The sequence below is a fragment of the Collinsella sp. LCP19S3_H3 genome (assembly GCF_052119145.1).
In the GTDB taxonomy this organism is placed as follows: domain Bacteria; phylum Actinomycetota; class Coriobacteriia; order Coriobacteriales; family Coriobacteriaceae; genus Collinsella.
Genome location: NZ_JBQKFW010000002.1, coordinates 105,326 through 120,246, shown reverse-complemented (window position 1 = coordinate 120,246; position 14,921 = coordinate 105,326). Strand labels below are relative to the sequence as shown.

The window sequence follows — 14,921 nt, the reverse complement described above, 5'->3', positions numbered from 1 at the left end:
CGTTGTATGGAAACTGTTCTGAGCGTTCTCTCATCGGTCTTTTGGGGCCTGCTGATGCTTTCCGTCCTCGTGTTTTTGCACGAGGGCGGCCACTTTTTGGCGGCGCGTGCCTGCGGCGTCCGGGTGACTGAGTTCTTTTTGGGCCTGCCGTGTCGCTTTGATATCCATCATACGTCGCGTCGCATCGGAACCAAGTTTGGCGTGACCCCGCTGTTGCTGGGTGGGTATGCTGCCATCTGTGGCATGGATCCGACCGATGTCTCGTGTGCCGATCGCGTGCTTGCCGCCATCTATCGCCACGGCCGTGTGACGGTGGCCGATCTTGCCGTCGAGCTCGAGCTGTCCGAGGAGGATGTGCTCGAGGCCTGTGCTTTGCTGCTGGGTTGGGGCTCCATAGCTCCTTGGTATGAAGAAGGGGAAAAGCCTTCGCCTGGTTACTATCCCACCAAGTACCAGACCCTGCCGCGTGATGCGGCGGGTTATACCACCTTTGACGGCCGTCGGTTCGATCGCGAGCACGCGACTGCCGAGGGCGATGTATGGGAACTGCCGTGCGGCGAGGCCGAATTCCTTGCACGCGAGCGCTCGCACACCTATTTGGGTCAGGGCTTTTTCAAGCGTGCCTTTATGCTGCTTGCGGGCATTATCGTCAATATCCTGACGGGCTTTTTGCTCCTTATGAGCATCTATTCCATCGCGGGTGTCACGGTGCCGGTGGACACCAATGTGATCGGACAGGTTGACGAAGGCTCGATTGCCTCCGCGGCGGGAATCGAGGATGGCGACGCGATTCTTTCGGTCGACGGAGTATCGTGCTCTACCTGGATGGACGTTTACGATGCCATTGGCAAGGCTGCTGGTAAGGACGATATCGCCATTGAGTACGAGCGTGACGGCAAGAAGCATTCGACTACGGTTGCGCTCAAAGAGGACGAACGCCTAGGTGTGTATGTCTCTACGCAGGTGGTCCGTTTAGACCCTATCACGTCGGCTCGCCTGTCGTTCTCCTATGTCGTGCAGACAGCGCAGGGCGTGATGCGCCTGCTCCAGCCTCAGCATACGATGGAGATTCTCGATCAGTCCTCTTCGATCGTGGGTATTAGCGTTATGTCCTCGCAAGCTGCTGCTGCCGGCCCTGCCACGTTCCTTTCGTTTGCCGCCCTCATTTCGTTCTCGCTTGGCTTTATGAACCTGCTGCCCATCCCGCCACTCGATGGCGGCAAGTTGGTCATCGAGATCATTCAAAAGATTGCGGGCCGCGAGCTTCCGCTCAAGGTCCAGACGATCGTGAGCTATGTGGGCATCGCGCTCTTTGCGCTGCTGTTTATCTATATGCTTCGTTCCGACATCCTTCGATTTATTCTGTAGGGGAGTGTTTGGATTGTCTTTATCCCATCCTTTGCCTCGCGAGTTGACGCGCCCCGTGCATGTGGGCGGCGTGCAGATCGGTGGAGGCGTGCCGGTGGTGGTCCAATCCATGACCTGCACCGATACCGCTGATACCCAGGCAACGCTTGCTCAAGTGTGCGCGTTGGCGCAGGCTGGCTGCGATATCGTGCGCGTGAGCGTGCCCACCGAGGCCGCGCTTGAGGGTTTCCGCACCATCTGTGCCGAGTCTCCGGTGCCGATCGTTGCCGACATCCACTTTAACCATAAGCTCGCCATTGGTGCCGTTGAGGCCGGTGCTGCCAAGCTGCGCATCAATCCCGGCAATATCGGCGATTGGGCCAAGGTTGACGCGGTGATCGATGCTGCGGGTGCCGCGGGCTGTGCGATTCGTATCGGCGTCAATGCTGGTTCGCTTGAGCAGGATATCGCTGAGCGCGACGACCTCACGCAGCCCGAAAAGCTCGTGATGTCGAGCGAACGTTTCGTCAAGCATTTTGAAGACCGCGGCTTTACGAACATTGTGCTTTCGGCCAAGGCCCATAGCGTGCAAACGACGCTCGACACCTATCGTGCCCTGTCGCGTGAGATTCCCCACGTTCCGCTCCACCTGGGCGTAACCGAGGCGGGTACCAAGCTGCAGGGCACCGTCAAGAGCTCGGTGGGCCTTGGAATCCTGCTGTCCGAGGGAATCGGTGACACCATGCGCGTTTCGCTCACGGCCGATCCGGTTGAGGAGCCGCCGGTCGCCTGGGGAATTTTGCAGTCGCTGGGCCTGCGTCGCCGCGGCCCCGAGATTGTCTCGTGCCCCACGTGCGCCCGCTGTCAGGTTAACCTGATCGCAATCGCCGAGGAAGTAACCGAGCGGCTTAAGAACTATGCCGCGCCGCTTTCGATTGCCGTCATGGGATGTGCCGTCAATGGTCCCGGTGAGGCTTCTGATGCCGACCTGGGCGTTGCTTGCGGACGTGGTCAGGGCCTGCTCTTTTCGCACGGCCAGATCATTGGTAAAGTAGCGGAGGACCAAATTGTCGACGCGCTTATGGCCGAGGTCGACAAGCTTATTGAGGAGAAATAAATGACCCGAGCAATGTATATGTCTAAGCTGTATGCTCCGACGCTCAAAGAGGATCCGGCTGACGCTGAGCTTGCGAGCCATCGCCTGCTGCTCCGTGCCGGTATGATCCGCAAGGAGGCCGCCGGTCTCTATTCCTATCTGCCGCTCGCGTGGCGCTCGATTCGCAAGATCGAGAACATCGTGCGCGACGAGATGGACGCCGCCGGCGCCCAGGAGCTCATGATGCCCATCATGGTCGATGCCGAGCTGTGGCGTGAGTCCGGTCGTATCGATGCCTATGGCAAGGAGCTCGTGCGCTTTGATGACCGCCACGGCCGCGAGTTCGTGCTCGGCCCCACGCACGAGGAGACCGTGACTGCCCTGGTGCGCAACGAGCTGCGTTCATACAAGCAACTGCCGGTGAATCTCTATCACATCCAGGACAAGTTCCGCGACGAGTTCCGTCCCCGCTTTGGCCTGATGCGCGGTCGCGAGTTCATCATGAAAGACGCCTACAGCTTTTCTGCCACGCAGGAGAGCCTGCAGGAGGAGTACGACAAGATGAAGCAGGCCTACGCCAATATCTGCGAGCGCTGCTACATCAAGGCCCTGCCCGTCGTCGCCGATTCCGGCGAGATCGGTGGCGACACCTCCGTCGAGTTCATGGCGCTGGCAGATGCCGGCGAGGCTTCGCTGGTCTACTGCGACGATTGTGGCTTTGCTGCCGACGACGAGGCGGCAAGCACCAAGGTCGTTGTGACCGAGGGCCCCGGCGACGGCACACTCACCAAGGTCGAGACTCCGGGTATGGGCACCATCGAGGCCGTCGCCAAGTTCTTCGGCTTCCCCGAGAACGGTACGCGCAAGTCGCTGGCTCTCATCGACGCCGAGGGCAAGCCGGTTGTGGCCATCGTTCCGGGCGATCATGAGCTCAACGACTGCAAGGCCGAGCATGTCTTTGGCAAGGGCTATCGCATGATGACCGACGAGGAGCTCCAGACCTACGGTCTGCATAAGGGCTTTATAGGACCGGTTAACCTGCCGGAGGGCATTCGTCTGGTCTGCGACGAGAGCCTGCGCGAGTCCAAGCAGTGGGCCTGCGGTGCCAACGAAGTCGACTATCACTTTACCGGTGCCTGCCCCGAGCGCGACTTTACCGTCGACGAGTGGGCCGACCTGGTTACCGTCGTTGCCGGCGACCCTTGCCCGCACTGCGGCAAGCCGCTCTCCGCTGCTCGCGGCATCGAGGTTTCCCAGGTCTTCCAGCTGGGCACCAAGTACTCCGAGGCCATGGGTGCCACCTTTATGGACGAGGACGGCAAGGAGAAGCCGCTTATCATGGGTTGCTACGGCGTGGGCGTGTCCCGCTCGCTCGCTGCCGTCGTGGAGCAGCACAACGACGAGCACGGTATCGTTTGGCCGGTCTCCGTTGCACCGTACGAGGTTGCGGTGATTCCGCTCGACCCCAAGAAAGAGGAGTGCGCTTCTGTTTGCGATCAAATCGTCGAGGGTCTGTGCGCCGAGGGTATCGAGGTTGTCGTTGACGACCGTGACGAGCGTCCCGGCTTTAAGTTTGCCGACAACGACCTTATGGGCTTCCCTTATCAGGTGGTGCTCGGCAAGCGCGGCCTTAAGAACGGCACCGTCGAGCTCAAGGATCGTGCCACGGGCGAGCGCGAGGATGTGGCGATCGATGAGGTTGTCGCCAAGGTCGCTGAGCTTGTGAAAGCAGCACGCCGTTAATCGAGCCCGCTGCGTTTAGTGCACTTGTTAAGCGGCCCTGCGTCTCTCGAGGTAGAGATGCAGGGCCGCTTTTGCGTCTAAGGGACATTTGTTGCTAAAAGGAAAACCCCGCAGCCCATGCGAGCTGTGGGGTTTTCCTTTGTGCCTCCGATGCGAAATAAATCGCTCAGATATTACTGATAATCGACGACGTCGATCCAGTTCTTAAGGAACTCATCGTTCACGTTGCGCTTACGAGCGAGCTCGGAAGCGGCGACGATGCTCGTCCACTGACGCACGACCTGCATGGGCATGTCGGCGCGATCGCAGTAGAGCTCCAGGTAGGCCTCGGCCTGGTCCTTGCTGTTGAGGGCAAAGAGCAGGTAGGTGGTGGCAACGTCGGCAGCAGGGGAGCCTTGGGTGGCGTGTGCCCAGTCGCAGACGTACAGCTGGCCGTCGTCGCCAACGATGACGTTGGAGGGGTTGAAGTCGCCGTGGCAGACCTTGAACTCCTTGGTCATGCCGTCCAGACGCTCCTGAAGGTTGTAGCGCGTGGTGGCATTGAGCTGATCGAGGCTGTCGATCATGCGGGCGAACTTGTCGCGCTGGCGGTTGAGCAGCGGGGAGGTGTAGCCGTGGATCTCGATCTGGAGGTCGACGAACATCTCGAGGTACTCACCAAAGCGCTGGGGCTCGGCAGTCATCTTCTCGGCAAGGGTGGTGCCCGGAACCTTCTCGGTCAAGAGCGCCCAGCCGTTGGCGTTCTCGAGCTGAGAAACCTCGAGAGCCTTGGGGCTTCGGATGCCGCACTCATTGATGCGGGCAAGATTCAAAGCCTCGTTGAACACGTCGGAGACGGGCTTGGTCTCGTTAAAGACCTTGACGATCTTGTCGCCCAGGTCGTAAACGACTTTGTTGCCGCGACGGACGAGCTCGGTCTTGGATTCGGGGAGCAGCATGATTGCATCCTTTCAACGATGCGATAGAAGCAGCGGCGGGGGCGTGCGTGCGCCCGTTCACCCCCGCCGAAATAACCGTGCTAAAAACTAGCAGACGGCGTAGTCCTGGGGCTCGCGGCCATAGTAGGCGTCCAGGTAGAGCTCCTTGATCTCGCTCATGAGCGGGTAGCGCGGGTTAGCGCCGGTGCACTGGTCGTTGAATGCCTGCTCGGTCATCTCGTCGAGGGTGTCGAGGAAGTACTGCTCGTCAACACCGTAGTCGGCGATGGTCTTCTTGACACCGATGAAGTCCTTGAGCTCCTCGAGCTTCGTGATGAAGTTCTCGAAGACCTCCTTGTCGTCCTTGCCCTCGATACCGCAGTACTTGGCCATCTCGGCGTAGTTGTGCAGCGCGTTGGGGTAAGGATACTGGGAGAACGTGCCCATCTTGACGGGGGCCTCGGCGGCGTTGTAGCGCATGACGCGAGTCAGGATGATGGCGTTGGCGATGCCGTGGGGCAGGTGATGGAAGGCACCGAGCTTGTGGGCCATGGAGTGGTTGAGACCCAGGAAGGCGTTGGCGAAGGCCATACCGGCCATGCAGGAGGCGTTGTGCATCTCCTCGCGGGCATGCGGGTCCTTGGCGCCGTTTTCGAAGCTGGAGGGCAGGTTCTCGAAGACGAGCTTGGCAGCGCGCTCGGAGAGGCCCTTGGTGTAGTCGGAGGCCATGATGGAGACATAGGACTCGATGGCGTGGGTCATGACGTCGATGCCGGAGGCGGCGGTCAGGCCGCGCGGGGCGGTCATGCAGTTGTCGGCATCGACGATAGCCATGTTGGGGAGCAGCGCGTAGTCGGCGAGCGGCCACTTGATGCCGGTCTCCTTGTCGGTGATGATGGCGAACGGCGTGCACTCGGAACCGGTGCCCGAAGAGGTCGGGACGGCGACGAAGTAGGCCTTCTTGCCCATCTCGGGGAAGGTGAAGATACGCTTGCGGATGTCCATGAAGTCCATGGCCATGTCCTCAAACTTGCACTCGGGGTGCTCGTACATCATCCACATGATCTTGCCGGCGTCCATAGCGGAGCCACCGCCGACGGCGATGATGACGTCCGGCTCAAAGAGAGCCATCTGCTTGGCGCCGCGACGTGCGCACTGCAGCGACGGATCGGGCTCGACGTCGTAGAAGCAGTCGTGGGCGATGCCCATCTCGTCGAGCTTGGCTTCGATGGCGCGGGTGTTGCCATTCTTGAAGAGGAACTGGTCGGTGACGATAAAGGCGCGCTTCTTGCCCATGACGCTGCCCAGCTCGTCGAGAGCGACGGGCGTGGAACCCTTCTTGAAGTAGACCTTCTCGGGAGCGCGGAACCACAGCATGTTCTCACGGCGCTCGGCCACAGTCTTAACGTTGATCAAGTGCTTCACCCCAACGTTCTCGGAGACGGAGTTGCCGCCCCAGGAGCCGCAGCCCAGGGTCAGAGACGGCTTCATGCCAAAGTTGTACAGGTCACCGATGCCGCCGTGCGAGGACGGGGTGTTGATGACGATACGGCAGGCCTTCATGACATGCTCGAACAGGCTGATCTTCTCGGCCTGGGCGGGATGCACGTACAGAGAGGCGGTGTGGCCCGGGCCACCGGCGAGTACCAGGTGCTCGGCCTTGTCGACGGCCTCCTGGAAGTCCTTGGCGTGATACATGGCCAGGACAGGGGAGAGCTTCTCGTGGGAGAACTCCTCCTTGGCGGGGTCGGTGGAGGTGACCTCGGCGATCAGGATCTTGGTCTTGGCGGGAACCTCGATACCGGCGAGTTCGGCGATCTTGGCGGCAGCCATGCCGGGGATGCGGTGATCGAGAGCGCCGTTCTTGAACATGGCGCCGCGCAGGGCCTCCATCTCGGCACCCTGCTTGACGAAGTAGCAGCCGCGCTTCTGGAATTCGGCCTTAACCTGGTCATAGATGGTGTCGATGACGGTCACGGACTGCTCGGAAGCGCAGATCATGCCGTTGTCGAAGGTCTTGGAGTGGATGATGGAGTTGACGGCGAGCAGCACGTCGGCGGTGTCGTCGATGACGACCGGGGTGTTACCGGCGCCAACGCCCAGGGCGGGCTTGCCCGAGGAGTAGGCGGCCTTGACCATGCCCGGGCCACCGGTGGCGAGGATGATGTCGACATCGCGCATGACCATGTTGGTCAGCTCGATGGAGGGGACATCGACCCAGCCGATGATGCCCTCGGGGGCGCCGGCCTTGACGGCGGCGTCAAGCACGAGCTTGGCGGCGGCGATGGTGCACTTGGCGGCAGCCGGGTGCGGGGAGATGATGATGGCGTTGCGGGTCTTCAGGCTGATCAGCGTCTTGAAGATCGCGGTGGAGGTGGGGTTGGTCGTCGGGATGACGGCGCCCACGATGCCGATGGGCTCAGCGATCTTGGTGATGCCGTAGGCCTCGTCGCGCTCAATGACACCACAGGTCTTGGTGTTCTTGTAAGCGTTGTAGATGTACTCTGCGGCGTAGTGGTTCTTGATGACCTTGTCTTCAAGAACGCCGCGACCGGTCTCCTCGATGGCCATCTTCGCCAACGGGATACGAGCCTTGTTGGCGGCCATGGCGGCCTCGTAGAAGATCTTGTCGACCTGCTCCTGCGTGTACGTAGCAAAAAGCGCCTGGGCCTCTCGCATCTGAGCGAGCTTAGCCTCAAGCGCCTCTACGTTGTCCACAATTGCGGGAGTAGTGTTTTCCGGTGACTTTTTCACCATTTGTGTCTCCTTGCGATCGGAGATTTACCCTACGTGTTGCATGATAGCAAGAAATTATTCGGCGAACGGTAAGATTCCCGTAAAAGGCACACTAAAACGCTTCAACTAGCTGAAGCGTTTTAATTAAAAATATCAGCCTGACATCGGCCTGCTCATTGGGGACAGACTTATATGAGTGCTTTCACTCATTTGGGACAGACATAGTTTTGTCATTTCGCTGTTCTGGACCTGTTATGGCGGTGCAGCTGCTCGATTATATTCATCTCAATCCCGTGAAAGGTGCGCTCGACTCACTCGAGGCGTACCGATGGTCAAGCTTCAAGGCATATCAGCTGGGCTACGATCCCTTTGACATTTGTGATGCGGCCCCTATGCTCGATATTGTCGGAGGCTCCCGTTGCTATTGCGAACATCTCAAGGAAGCTGCCGGGCGCATCTGGTCGGTGGAGGTTCTTCCACGCCGTCGGATCCCCGATGAGGAGGCCCTTTCCGTTGCGCGCGAAGTCCTGCCGAGCATAGATCCTACGCTGCTTAAGGCCCTGCCACGCCCCGAACGCGATGCCTGCCTGCTGAGGCTCCGGCAGGCACATCTTACGGTCAAGCAAATTGCCCGTATCACCGGTATCGGCGCTACAAGTGTGACCAAGGCCACCGCGGGCTGGAAGGAAGCTGCGTGAGGCAGGGGCCGGAGCTAGTCGGGGCGCCGCAGACATGCATCATGTCTGTCCCCAATGAGTGAAAACACCCATGTAAGTCTGTCCCCAATGAGCGAAAACACCCATGTAAGTCTGTCCCCAATGAGTGCAAAAAGGCGCCCTCCACAAGAGAGGACGCCTTTGGTAAGTTCTATGTGAACGCGAGGTCTTTGACCCGGAGAGTCCGAGGTACTTGTTGGTAAGACCTTATTTAGGAGCGCGCAACCTTGCCAGACTTAAGGCAGGTGGAGCAAACGTTCATCTTGCGACGGTGACCATCGACGACGACGTAGACGCGCTGGATGTTGGGGCGGAACTTACGGTTGGTGACGCGGTGAGAGTGGCTGATAGAGCGACCGGCAACGGGGTGCTTACCGCAAACTTCGCAAACTTTGGACATAACTGACCCTCCTTGGGCGACAAACGAACATGTCGCGTTAACAAACAAGCCTGAACTATAGCACAGAAGCAGCTCCCTGTGCGTAATCTACACAGAGATATTTCTCTTATGGCGATAGTGCCCACGCTACGGCCCTGGACGTAGATCCGATTTGCGTGTAGCAGAGGGGATTATGCCAGCTCGCATCGACGTTTTCAAGCTTGTCCCGCAAATATATATAGGTTTATGGAGCGTTGAGTCCGTTTGCGGATTGCTCCGTATTAATGCTCGCAATTAAGCTCGGGGTTGGCTACACTATCCCTTGACCATTAAAGGGGTACGAGATACCCACATGGATTTATATTGCTGCCATAGAGCAGTCCTTCCTGTGGGTGTCTGGTCCGCTTTGAGCGGTCGGGCATCTATTTTTTTGACTGTATCAGCAGTCAAGACATGTGAGGAAGGAGATCGATGGGCACGACTTCCCCCAAGGCGGTCATCATGGACGAGACCGCCGTCAACCGAGCGATGACCCGCATCGCGCACGAGATTCTCGAGCGCAACGAGGGCTGTGAAGACCTCGCTCTGGTCGGCATCGTCACGCGCGGCGACCTTCTGGCAAAGAAGCTCGCCGAGGCGATCAAGGAGATCGAGGGTGTTGACGTTCCGCTCGGCAGCCTGGACATCAGCTTCTATCGCGATGACTATGCGACTAACTTCGCTCCCGCGATCCACGCTACCAACATTCCCTTCAGCGTCGACGGCAAGCGCGTCGTTTTGGTGGACGACATCCTGTACACGGGCCGCACCATCCGCGCCGCTCTGGACGCCGTTATGGACCTGGGCCGTCCGAGCCGCATCGAGCTGGCAGTTCTCGTTGACCGCGGTCACCGCGAGCTCCCTATCTCGCCGGACTTTGTCGGCAAGAACGTTCCCTCGTCGCACGAGGAGAACGTGCACCTTTATATGAAGGAAGTCGACGGCCGTACCGCTGTCGAGATCAACGACGTCGCGCCGGGTTCCCACGTGGGCTCCGCGCCGCTGGGAGGTGAGTAGTACCGTGGCGTTCAATCATAAGCACCTGATCGACATTACCGAGTACTCCGAAGAGGACATCAAGCTCATCCTCGAGACCGCCAAGGCGTTCTCCGAGGTCAACGAGCGTGCCATCAAGAAGGTCCCCACGCTCAAGGGCAAGACCATCGTCAATATGTTCAACGAGCCCTCGACGCGTACCCGCAGCTCCTTCGAGCTTGCCGAGAAGCGTCTTTCGGCCGACAGCCTCAACTTTGGCGGCTCCTCGACCTCCACGGTCAAGGGCGAGAGCCTCGTCGATACCGTCGAGACGCTCAACGCCTACAAGATCGACTGCATCGTCGTGCGCGACAAACATGCCGGTGCTCCCTACATCGTCACGCAGAATTCGCCCGCGAGTGTTATCTGCGCCGGTGACGGTAAGCACAATCACCCCACGCAGGCTCTGCTCGACCTGTACACCATCTGGGAGCACAAGGGTGACTTCCACGGTCTGAAAGTCGCCGTCGTCGGCGACATCGCCCACTCCCGCGTCTGCGGCTCGCTGATCCCCGCGTTGAAGATCATGGGCTGCGAGACCTACGCCGTCGCCCCCGGCACGCTGCTGCCGCCGGCGCCCGAGGTTCTGGGCTGCGACCACGTGACGAGCGACCTCGATTCCGTCCTGCCCGAGCTGGACGTCGTCTACATGCTGCGCGTACAGCAGGAGCGCCTCGAGGGTGCCCCGTTCCCGACCATTCGCGAGTACCACAAGCTCTTCGGCCTGACCAAGGACCGTGAGAAGCTCATGAAGCCCGACGCGATCATTTGCCACCCGGGCCCCATCAACCGCGGCGTCGAGTTCGACTCCTATATGGCCGACCACCCGCAACGCTCCGTCATCCTGGAGCAGGTCTACGCCGGTATCTGCGTGCGTATGGCTATCCTGTATCTGCTGCTTGGAGGTGCCGATAATGGCCTTGCTTCTTAAGAATGCCCACGTCGTCGATCCGTCCGTCGAGCTTGACGGTGTCGTTGACGTCCTGATCGACGGCGACAAGATCGCCGAGGTCGGCGAGAACCTCGCCGCCGAGGGAGCCGAGGTCCGCGACCTTTCCGGTAAGTACCTTGTCCCTGGCCTGGTGGACATGCACGTCCACCTGCGCGAGCCCGGCTATGAGGTCAAAGAGGACATCGAGAGCGGCACCCGCGCAGCTGCCAAGGGCGGCTTCACTGGCGTGTGCGCCATGCCCAACACCGACCCCGTTACCGATAACGGTACCGTTGTTGAGTTCGTCAAGTCCCGCGCTGCCGAGGTCGGCCACTGCCGCGTCTATCCTTCTGGCGCCATGACCCGCGGTCTTAAGGGCGAGGCTATGTCCGAGATGGGCGATATGGTCGCCCACGGCGCCGTCGCCTTCACCGACGACGGTCGCGGCGTGCAGGGTGCAGGCATGCTCCGTCGCTGCATGGACTACGGCAAGATGTTCGGCAAGGTCTTCATGAGCCATTGCCAGGACGAGGACCTGGTCGGCCACGGCCAGATCAACGAGGGCAAGGTTTCGACTCGTCTGGCCCTCGAGGGCTGGCCGGCTGCCGGCGAGGAGCTCCAGATCGCCCGCGACATCGAGATCGCCAAACTGACCGGTGCCAAGCTGCACATCCAGCACATCTCCACCGCCCATGGCCTGGAGCTCGTGCGTGCCGGCAAGGCCGCTGGCGTTCAGGTTACCTGCGAGGCCACCCCGCATCACATGTTCCTGACCGAGAACGACCTGGACGAGACCTACAACACCTCGCTCAAGGTTAACCCGCCGCTGCGTACCGACGAGGATGCCGAGGCCATCCGCCAGGGTGTCATCGACGGCACCGTCGACGTCATCGTCACCGATCACGCTCCCCACACGCCGTGGGAGAAAGCCCGTGAGTTCGAGCTCGCGCCCTTTGGCATGATCGGCCTCGAGACCTCGCTGTCGCTCGTGCTCACCGAGCTGGTCAACACGGGCAAGATGGGTATGGGCCGCATGGTCGAGCTCATGGCTATTAAGCCGCGTGAGATCCTGGGCCTTGATCAGGTTCAGGTCAAGGCGGGCTCTGTTGCCGACCTGACCGTCTTCGACGCGTCTGTCACCTGGACGGTCGGCGAGGACGGTTACGAGTCGCGCGCCGAGAACTCCGGTTTTGCCGGCCGCACGCTCACCGGTCGTGCCACTGATGTGTTTGTCGGCGGTAAACAGACGCTTGCCGACGGCTGCATCTGCTAGCATAGCCTTATCGCTTTTGCGCGCGGTGCCCTTGCGGTGCCGCGCTTTCTGTTCGTTTGGTCCATGCAACTGCATGGGGGATTGGAGCGTCTATGCCCACACCTTCCACTGCACGCATGCACGACTTCGAGGTCGTCTCGAACCAGGAGATCGCCGACGGCATCTTCTCGCTCGTTATTTCGGCCCCCAAGCTTGCAAGTGCGCTCAAGCCCGGTCAGTTTGTGAACATCGCCGTGCCCGGCGATGCCTCTTCGCTGCTTCGCGTGCCCTTGAGCTTCTATCGCTCTGACGCCGAGGCCGGTACCGTCGAGCTGTGGTACGCCGTCGTGGGCGACGACACCCGTCGTCTGTCGCAAATGGGCCCCGGCTCCAAGTCCAACCTGTTGGGCCCTGGCGGCCGCGGCTGGCTGGTACCCGAGGGCACCAGGAAGGCGCTGCTCGTGGCGGGCGGCATCGGTGTTCCGCCCGTGCTGTGCCTCGCTGGCATGCTTGCCGAGCAGGGCGTGGCCGTTGACGTGTGCCTGGGTTTTGGCACCGCGTCCAAGGTCGTGGGCGTCGATGAGTTCCGCGCGCTGGGAGCCACGGTCAACGTGTGCACCGACGACGGCTCGTTGGGTACGCACGGCTTATGCACCGATCCTGCCGCTGAGCTGCTCGGCAAGGGCGGTTACGACTACGTCGCCAGCTGTGGTCCCGCCGTTATGATGAAGAAAGTCGCCGCCGCTGCCGCCGAGGCCGGCGCGTACTGCGAGGTGTCGCTCGAGCGCATGATGAGCTGCGGCTTTGGTGCCTGCAACACCTGCAATGTCGAGACGGTCGACGGTATGAAGGGCGCCTGCATGTGCGGCCCCGTGTTTGATGCTTCCAAGGTGGTGGTCTTCTAGTGGGTACCGTGAACATGTCCGTCGATTTCGGCGGCGTCAAGATGCAGAACCCCATCAACACCGCAGCCGGTACCTTTGGCTACGGTTGGCAGTTCCAGAACTTCTTTGATGTCTCCCAGCTGGGTGCCATCACCACCAAGGGTTGCGCTGCCGAGCCCTGGCCCGGCAATCCCGCACCCCGCATGGCCGAGATCCCCGGCGGCATGATCAATTCCGTGGGCCTGCAGAACCCCGGTGTGGCCGCTTTCGCCCGCGAGTCCGGTCCGTGGCTCGAGCAGCTCTCCAAGGACGGTTGCCAGGTCATCTGCCAGGTTGCCGGTCACTCCGTTGATGAGTTCGTGCGCGCGCTCGAGATGTATGTCGAGCTGTGCCCCTGGGCTGCCGGCTATGAGATCAACGTGAGCTGCCCCAACATTGCCGCCGGCGGTGCCGCCATGGGCTCCACGCCCGAGGGCGCCTCTTCCGTTATGGCTGCCTGCCGCAAGGTGACCGATAAGCCGCTGTTCGTTAAGATGGCTCCGGTCAATGTCGCCGAGATCGCCCGCGCCCTCGAGGCTGCCGGCGCCGATGGCCTTTCGGTCATCAACTCCATCCAGGGCATGGCCATTGACGTGCACACCCGCAAGTCCCGTGTGGCCAAGCCCAAGGGCGGCCTTTCGGGCCCGCTGTGCCACCACATCGCCGTGCGCATGGTCTGGGAGGTCGCCCAGGCCGTCGATATCCCCATCAACGGTGTCGGCGGTGTCATGACCGGCGAGGATGCGGCCGAGTTTATCCTGGCCGGCGCCACCTGCGTGTCGGTCGGCATGGCCAACTTCGTCGACCCGTGTGCTTCGCTTAAGATCGCGCACGAGCTCGAGGCCTGGGCGGAGTCCCAGGGCGTAAAGGACATCAACGAGCTGGTAGGTGCGTTCGAATGCTAGAGACCGATGCCCGCGACCGTGTTATCGTCGCCCTCGACTGCGACCGCGAGCGCGCACTCGAGCTCGCCCATGAGCTTTCGGGCCATGCCGTCTGGCTCAAGGTGGGCATGACGCTCTATTACGCCGAGGGTCCCGAGATCGTCAAGACGTTCAAGGATTTGGGCTTTAAGGTCTTCCTCGACCTCAAGTTCCATGACATTCCGCATCAGGTGCGCGGTGCCGCTCGCTCGGCCTCGCTTGCCGGTGCCGACCTGCTCTCGGTCCACGGCTTGGGTTCGGGCGCCATGCTCGCTGCCTGCCGCGAGGGTGCCGAGGAGGCGCGCGAGGACCGCGCCAAGCTCGTCGCCATCACCGTACTTACGAGCATGAATCAGGATGCGCTGGCGGAGATCGGCGTCGAGTCGCCCGTGGCCGAGGAGGCCGCTCGCCTGGCAAAGCTCGCTCAGGCCAACGGCATCGACGGTATCGTGTGCTCGCCGATGGAGGCTCACGACATGCGTGAGCTGCTCGGCCCCGACGCGCTGATTGTGACTCCGGGTGTGCGTCCGGTGGGTGCCGCCCTGGGCGATCAATCCCGTGTGGCGACACCTTCCCAGGCTATCGAGCGCGGTGCGAGCCACATCGTGGTGGGCCGTCCTATTACCGGCTCCGACGATCCGGTTGCGGCCTTTGACGCCATCGTCGCCGAGCTGGTCGAAAACGTCGCGTAAAAGATTCCCTCAAGTCACCACTTTTGGGTCTTATTAGCACAAATTAGCCCTTGTGCCTGCGAAAACTTTCCCATCCTTTGTGTGGAATCACAGGTCAGGGGCTCAACTTTGACCTCCGTATATTGCACTTTTCGCAGGTATCGTCTAACCTATGGAGCCGTCGATTGGGCATTTAGTGCGTTTGACGTGCTA

13 protein-coding genes are annotated in these 14,921 nt (G+C 60.9%); 10 read left to right on the top strand and 3 right to left on the bottom strand.

The genetic code is table 11. The features are described 5' to 3' along the window. The first annotated feature begins 6 nt into the window (after positions 1-6). Genes ACTQZF_RS01485 through ACTQZF_RS01475 form a run of 3 tightly spaced genes read left to right on the top strand, consistent with a single transcriptional unit; the run spans position 7 to position 4,186 of the window. Positions 7-1,368, top strand: a complete 1,362-nt coding sequence (locus ACTQZF_RS01485; protein ID WP_441554352.1) for a M50 family metallopeptidase — start codon at positions 7-9, stop codon at positions 1,366-1,368. Between the two features lie 13 nt (positions 1,369-1,381). Beyond that, positions 1,382-2,464, top strand: a complete 1,083-nt coding sequence (gene ispG, locus ACTQZF_RS01480; RefSeq protein WP_441554351.1) for a flavodoxin-dependent (E)-4-hydroxy-3-methylbut-2-enyl-diphosphate synthase — start codon at positions 1,382-1,384, stop codon at positions 2,462-2,464. Beyond that, on the top strand, positions 2,465-4,186 hold the full coding sequence (locus ACTQZF_RS01475; RefSeq protein ID WP_229770666.1) for a proline--tRNA ligase: 1,722 nt from the start codon (positions 2,465-2,467) through the stop codon (positions 4,184-4,186). 173 nt (positions 4,187-4,359) lie between these two features. Here the strand turns inward: ACTQZF_RS01475 and ACTQZF_RS01470 are convergent, their stop codons facing one another. Together ACTQZF_RS01470 and adhE are read right to left on the bottom strand one after the other, a co-directional pair. Beyond that, positions 4,360-5,124, bottom strand: a complete 765-nt coding sequence (locus ACTQZF_RS01470) for a phosphotransferase (protein ID WP_441554350.1) — start codon at positions 5,122-5,124, stop codon at positions 4,360-4,362. An 87-nt stretch (positions 5,125-5,211) separates the two neighbouring features. After that, positions 5,212-7,860, bottom strand: coding sequence for a bifunctional acetaldehyde-CoA/alcohol dehydrogenase (gene adhE, locus ACTQZF_RS01465; protein ID WP_154516260.1), 2,649 nt, complete (start codon positions 7,858-7,860; stop codon positions 5,212-5,214). A 233-nt stretch (positions 7,861-8,093) separates the two neighbouring features. On the opposite strand from adhE, the gene ACTQZF_RS01460 reads away from it, so the two are divergent. Beyond that, positions 8,094-8,537, top strand: a complete 444-nt coding sequence (locus tag ACTQZF_RS01460; RefSeq protein ID WP_441548254.1) for a hypothetical protein — start codon at positions 8,094-8,096, stop codon at positions 8,535-8,537. 229 nt (positions 8,538-8,766) lie between these two features. On the opposite strand, the gene rpmB is transcribed toward ACTQZF_RS01460, so the two are convergent. After that, positions 8,767-8,955, bottom strand: coding sequence for a 50S ribosomal protein L28 (gene rpmB / locus ACTQZF_RS01455; protein WP_022094725.1), 189 nt, complete (start codon positions 8,953-8,955; stop codon positions 8,767-8,769). 450 nt (positions 8,956-9,405) lie between these two features. Between rpmB and pyrR the strand changes: the two genes are divergently transcribed. The 6 genes from pyrR (at position 9,406) to pyrF (ending at position 14,729) form a co-directional block, all read left to right on the top strand. Then, positions 9,406-9,990: a bifunctional pyr operon transcriptional regulator/uracil phosphoribosyltransferase PyrR gene (gene pyrR / locus ACTQZF_RS01450; protein WP_138374176.1), complete on the top strand. Its 585-nt coding sequence runs from the start codon at positions 9,406-9,408 to the stop codon at positions 9,988-9,990. A gap of 4 nt (positions 9,991-9,994) precedes the next feature. After that, a complete protein-coding gene (locus ACTQZF_RS01445) occupies positions 9,995-10,939 on the top strand; it encodes an aspartate carbamoyltransferase catalytic subunit (protein ID WP_035138537.1) in 945 nt (314 codons plus the stop codon). Continuing rightward, complete coding sequence (locus tag ACTQZF_RS01440) at positions 10,923-12,212, top strand: dihydroorotase (RefSeq protein WP_154516264.1); 1,290 nt, start codon at positions 10,923-10,925, stop codon at positions 12,210-12,212. The genes ACTQZF_RS01445 and ACTQZF_RS01440 overlap by 17 nt, the downstream gene beginning before the upstream one ends. Positions 12,213-12,328: 116 nt before the next feature. Next, entirely contained in the window at positions 12,329-13,096 is a 768-nt protein-coding gene (locus ACTQZF_RS01435) for a dihydroorotate dehydrogenase electron transfer subunit (protein ID WP_154516544.1), read from the top strand. Between the two features lie 14 nt (positions 13,097-13,110). Beyond that, positions 13,111-14,019, top strand: a complete 909-nt coding sequence (locus ACTQZF_RS01430; RefSeq protein ID WP_427717595.1) for a dihydroorotate dehydrogenase — start codon at positions 13,111-13,113, stop codon at positions 14,017-14,019. Further along, positions 14,013-14,729 carry an orotidine-5'-phosphate decarboxylase gene (gene pyrF / locus ACTQZF_RS01425; protein WP_441547812.1) on the top strand — a complete coding sequence of 239 codons (717 nt, stop codon included), beginning with the start codon at positions 14,013-14,015 and terminating at the stop codon, positions 14,727-14,729. The genes ACTQZF_RS01430 and pyrF overlap by 7 nt, the downstream gene beginning before the upstream one ends. Positions 14,730-14,921 lie beyond the last annotated feature (192 nt).

What these genes read in the sequence shown, in the direction of transcription:
- ACTQZF_RS01485 (WP_441554352.1), top strand. Translation starts at nt 7, where the DNA reads ATGGAAACTGTTCTGAGCGTTCTCTCATCGGTCTTTTGGGGCCTGCTG.
- ACTQZF_RS01475 (WP_229770666.1), top strand. Translation starts at nt 2,465, where the DNA reads ATGACCCGAGCAATGTATATGTCTAAGCTGTATGCTCCGACGCTCAAA.
- ACTQZF_RS01470 (WP_441554350.1), bottom strand. Translation starts at nt 5,124, where the DNA reads ATGCTGCTCCCCGAATCCAAGACCGAGCTCGTCCGTCGCGGCAACAAA.
- adhE (WP_154516260.1), bottom strand. Translation starts at nt 7,860, where the DNA reads ATGGTGAAAAAGTCACCGGAAAACACTACTCCCGCAATTGTGGACAAC.
- ACTQZF_RS01460 (WP_441548254.1), top strand. Translation starts at nt 8,094, where the DNA reads ATGGCGGTGCAGCTGCTCGATTATATTCATCTCAATCCCGTGAAAGGT.
- rpmB (WP_022094725.1), bottom strand. Translation starts at nt 8,955, where the DNA reads ATGTCCAAAGTTTGCGAAGTTTGCGGTAAGCACCCCGTTGCCGGTCGC.
- pyrR (WP_138374176.1), top strand. Translation starts at nt 9,406, where the DNA reads ATGGGCACGACTTCCCCCAAGGCGGTCATCATGGACGAGACCGCCGTC.
- ACTQZF_RS01440 (WP_154516264.1), top strand. Translation starts at nt 10,923, where the DNA reads ATGGCCTTGCTTCTTAAGAATGCCCACGTCGTCGATCCGTCCGTCGAG.
- ACTQZF_RS01435 (WP_154516544.1), top strand. Translation starts at nt 12,329, where the DNA reads ATGCACGACTTCGAGGTCGTCTCGAACCAGGAGATCGCCGACGGCATC.
- ACTQZF_RS01430 (WP_427717595.1), top strand. Translation starts at nt 13,111, where the DNA reads ATGTCCGTCGATTTCGGCGGCGTCAAGATGCAGAACCCCATCAACACC.
- pyrF (WP_441547812.1), top strand. Translation starts at nt 14,013, where the DNA reads ATGCTAGAGACCGATGCCCGCGACCGTGTTATCGTCGCCCTCGACTGC.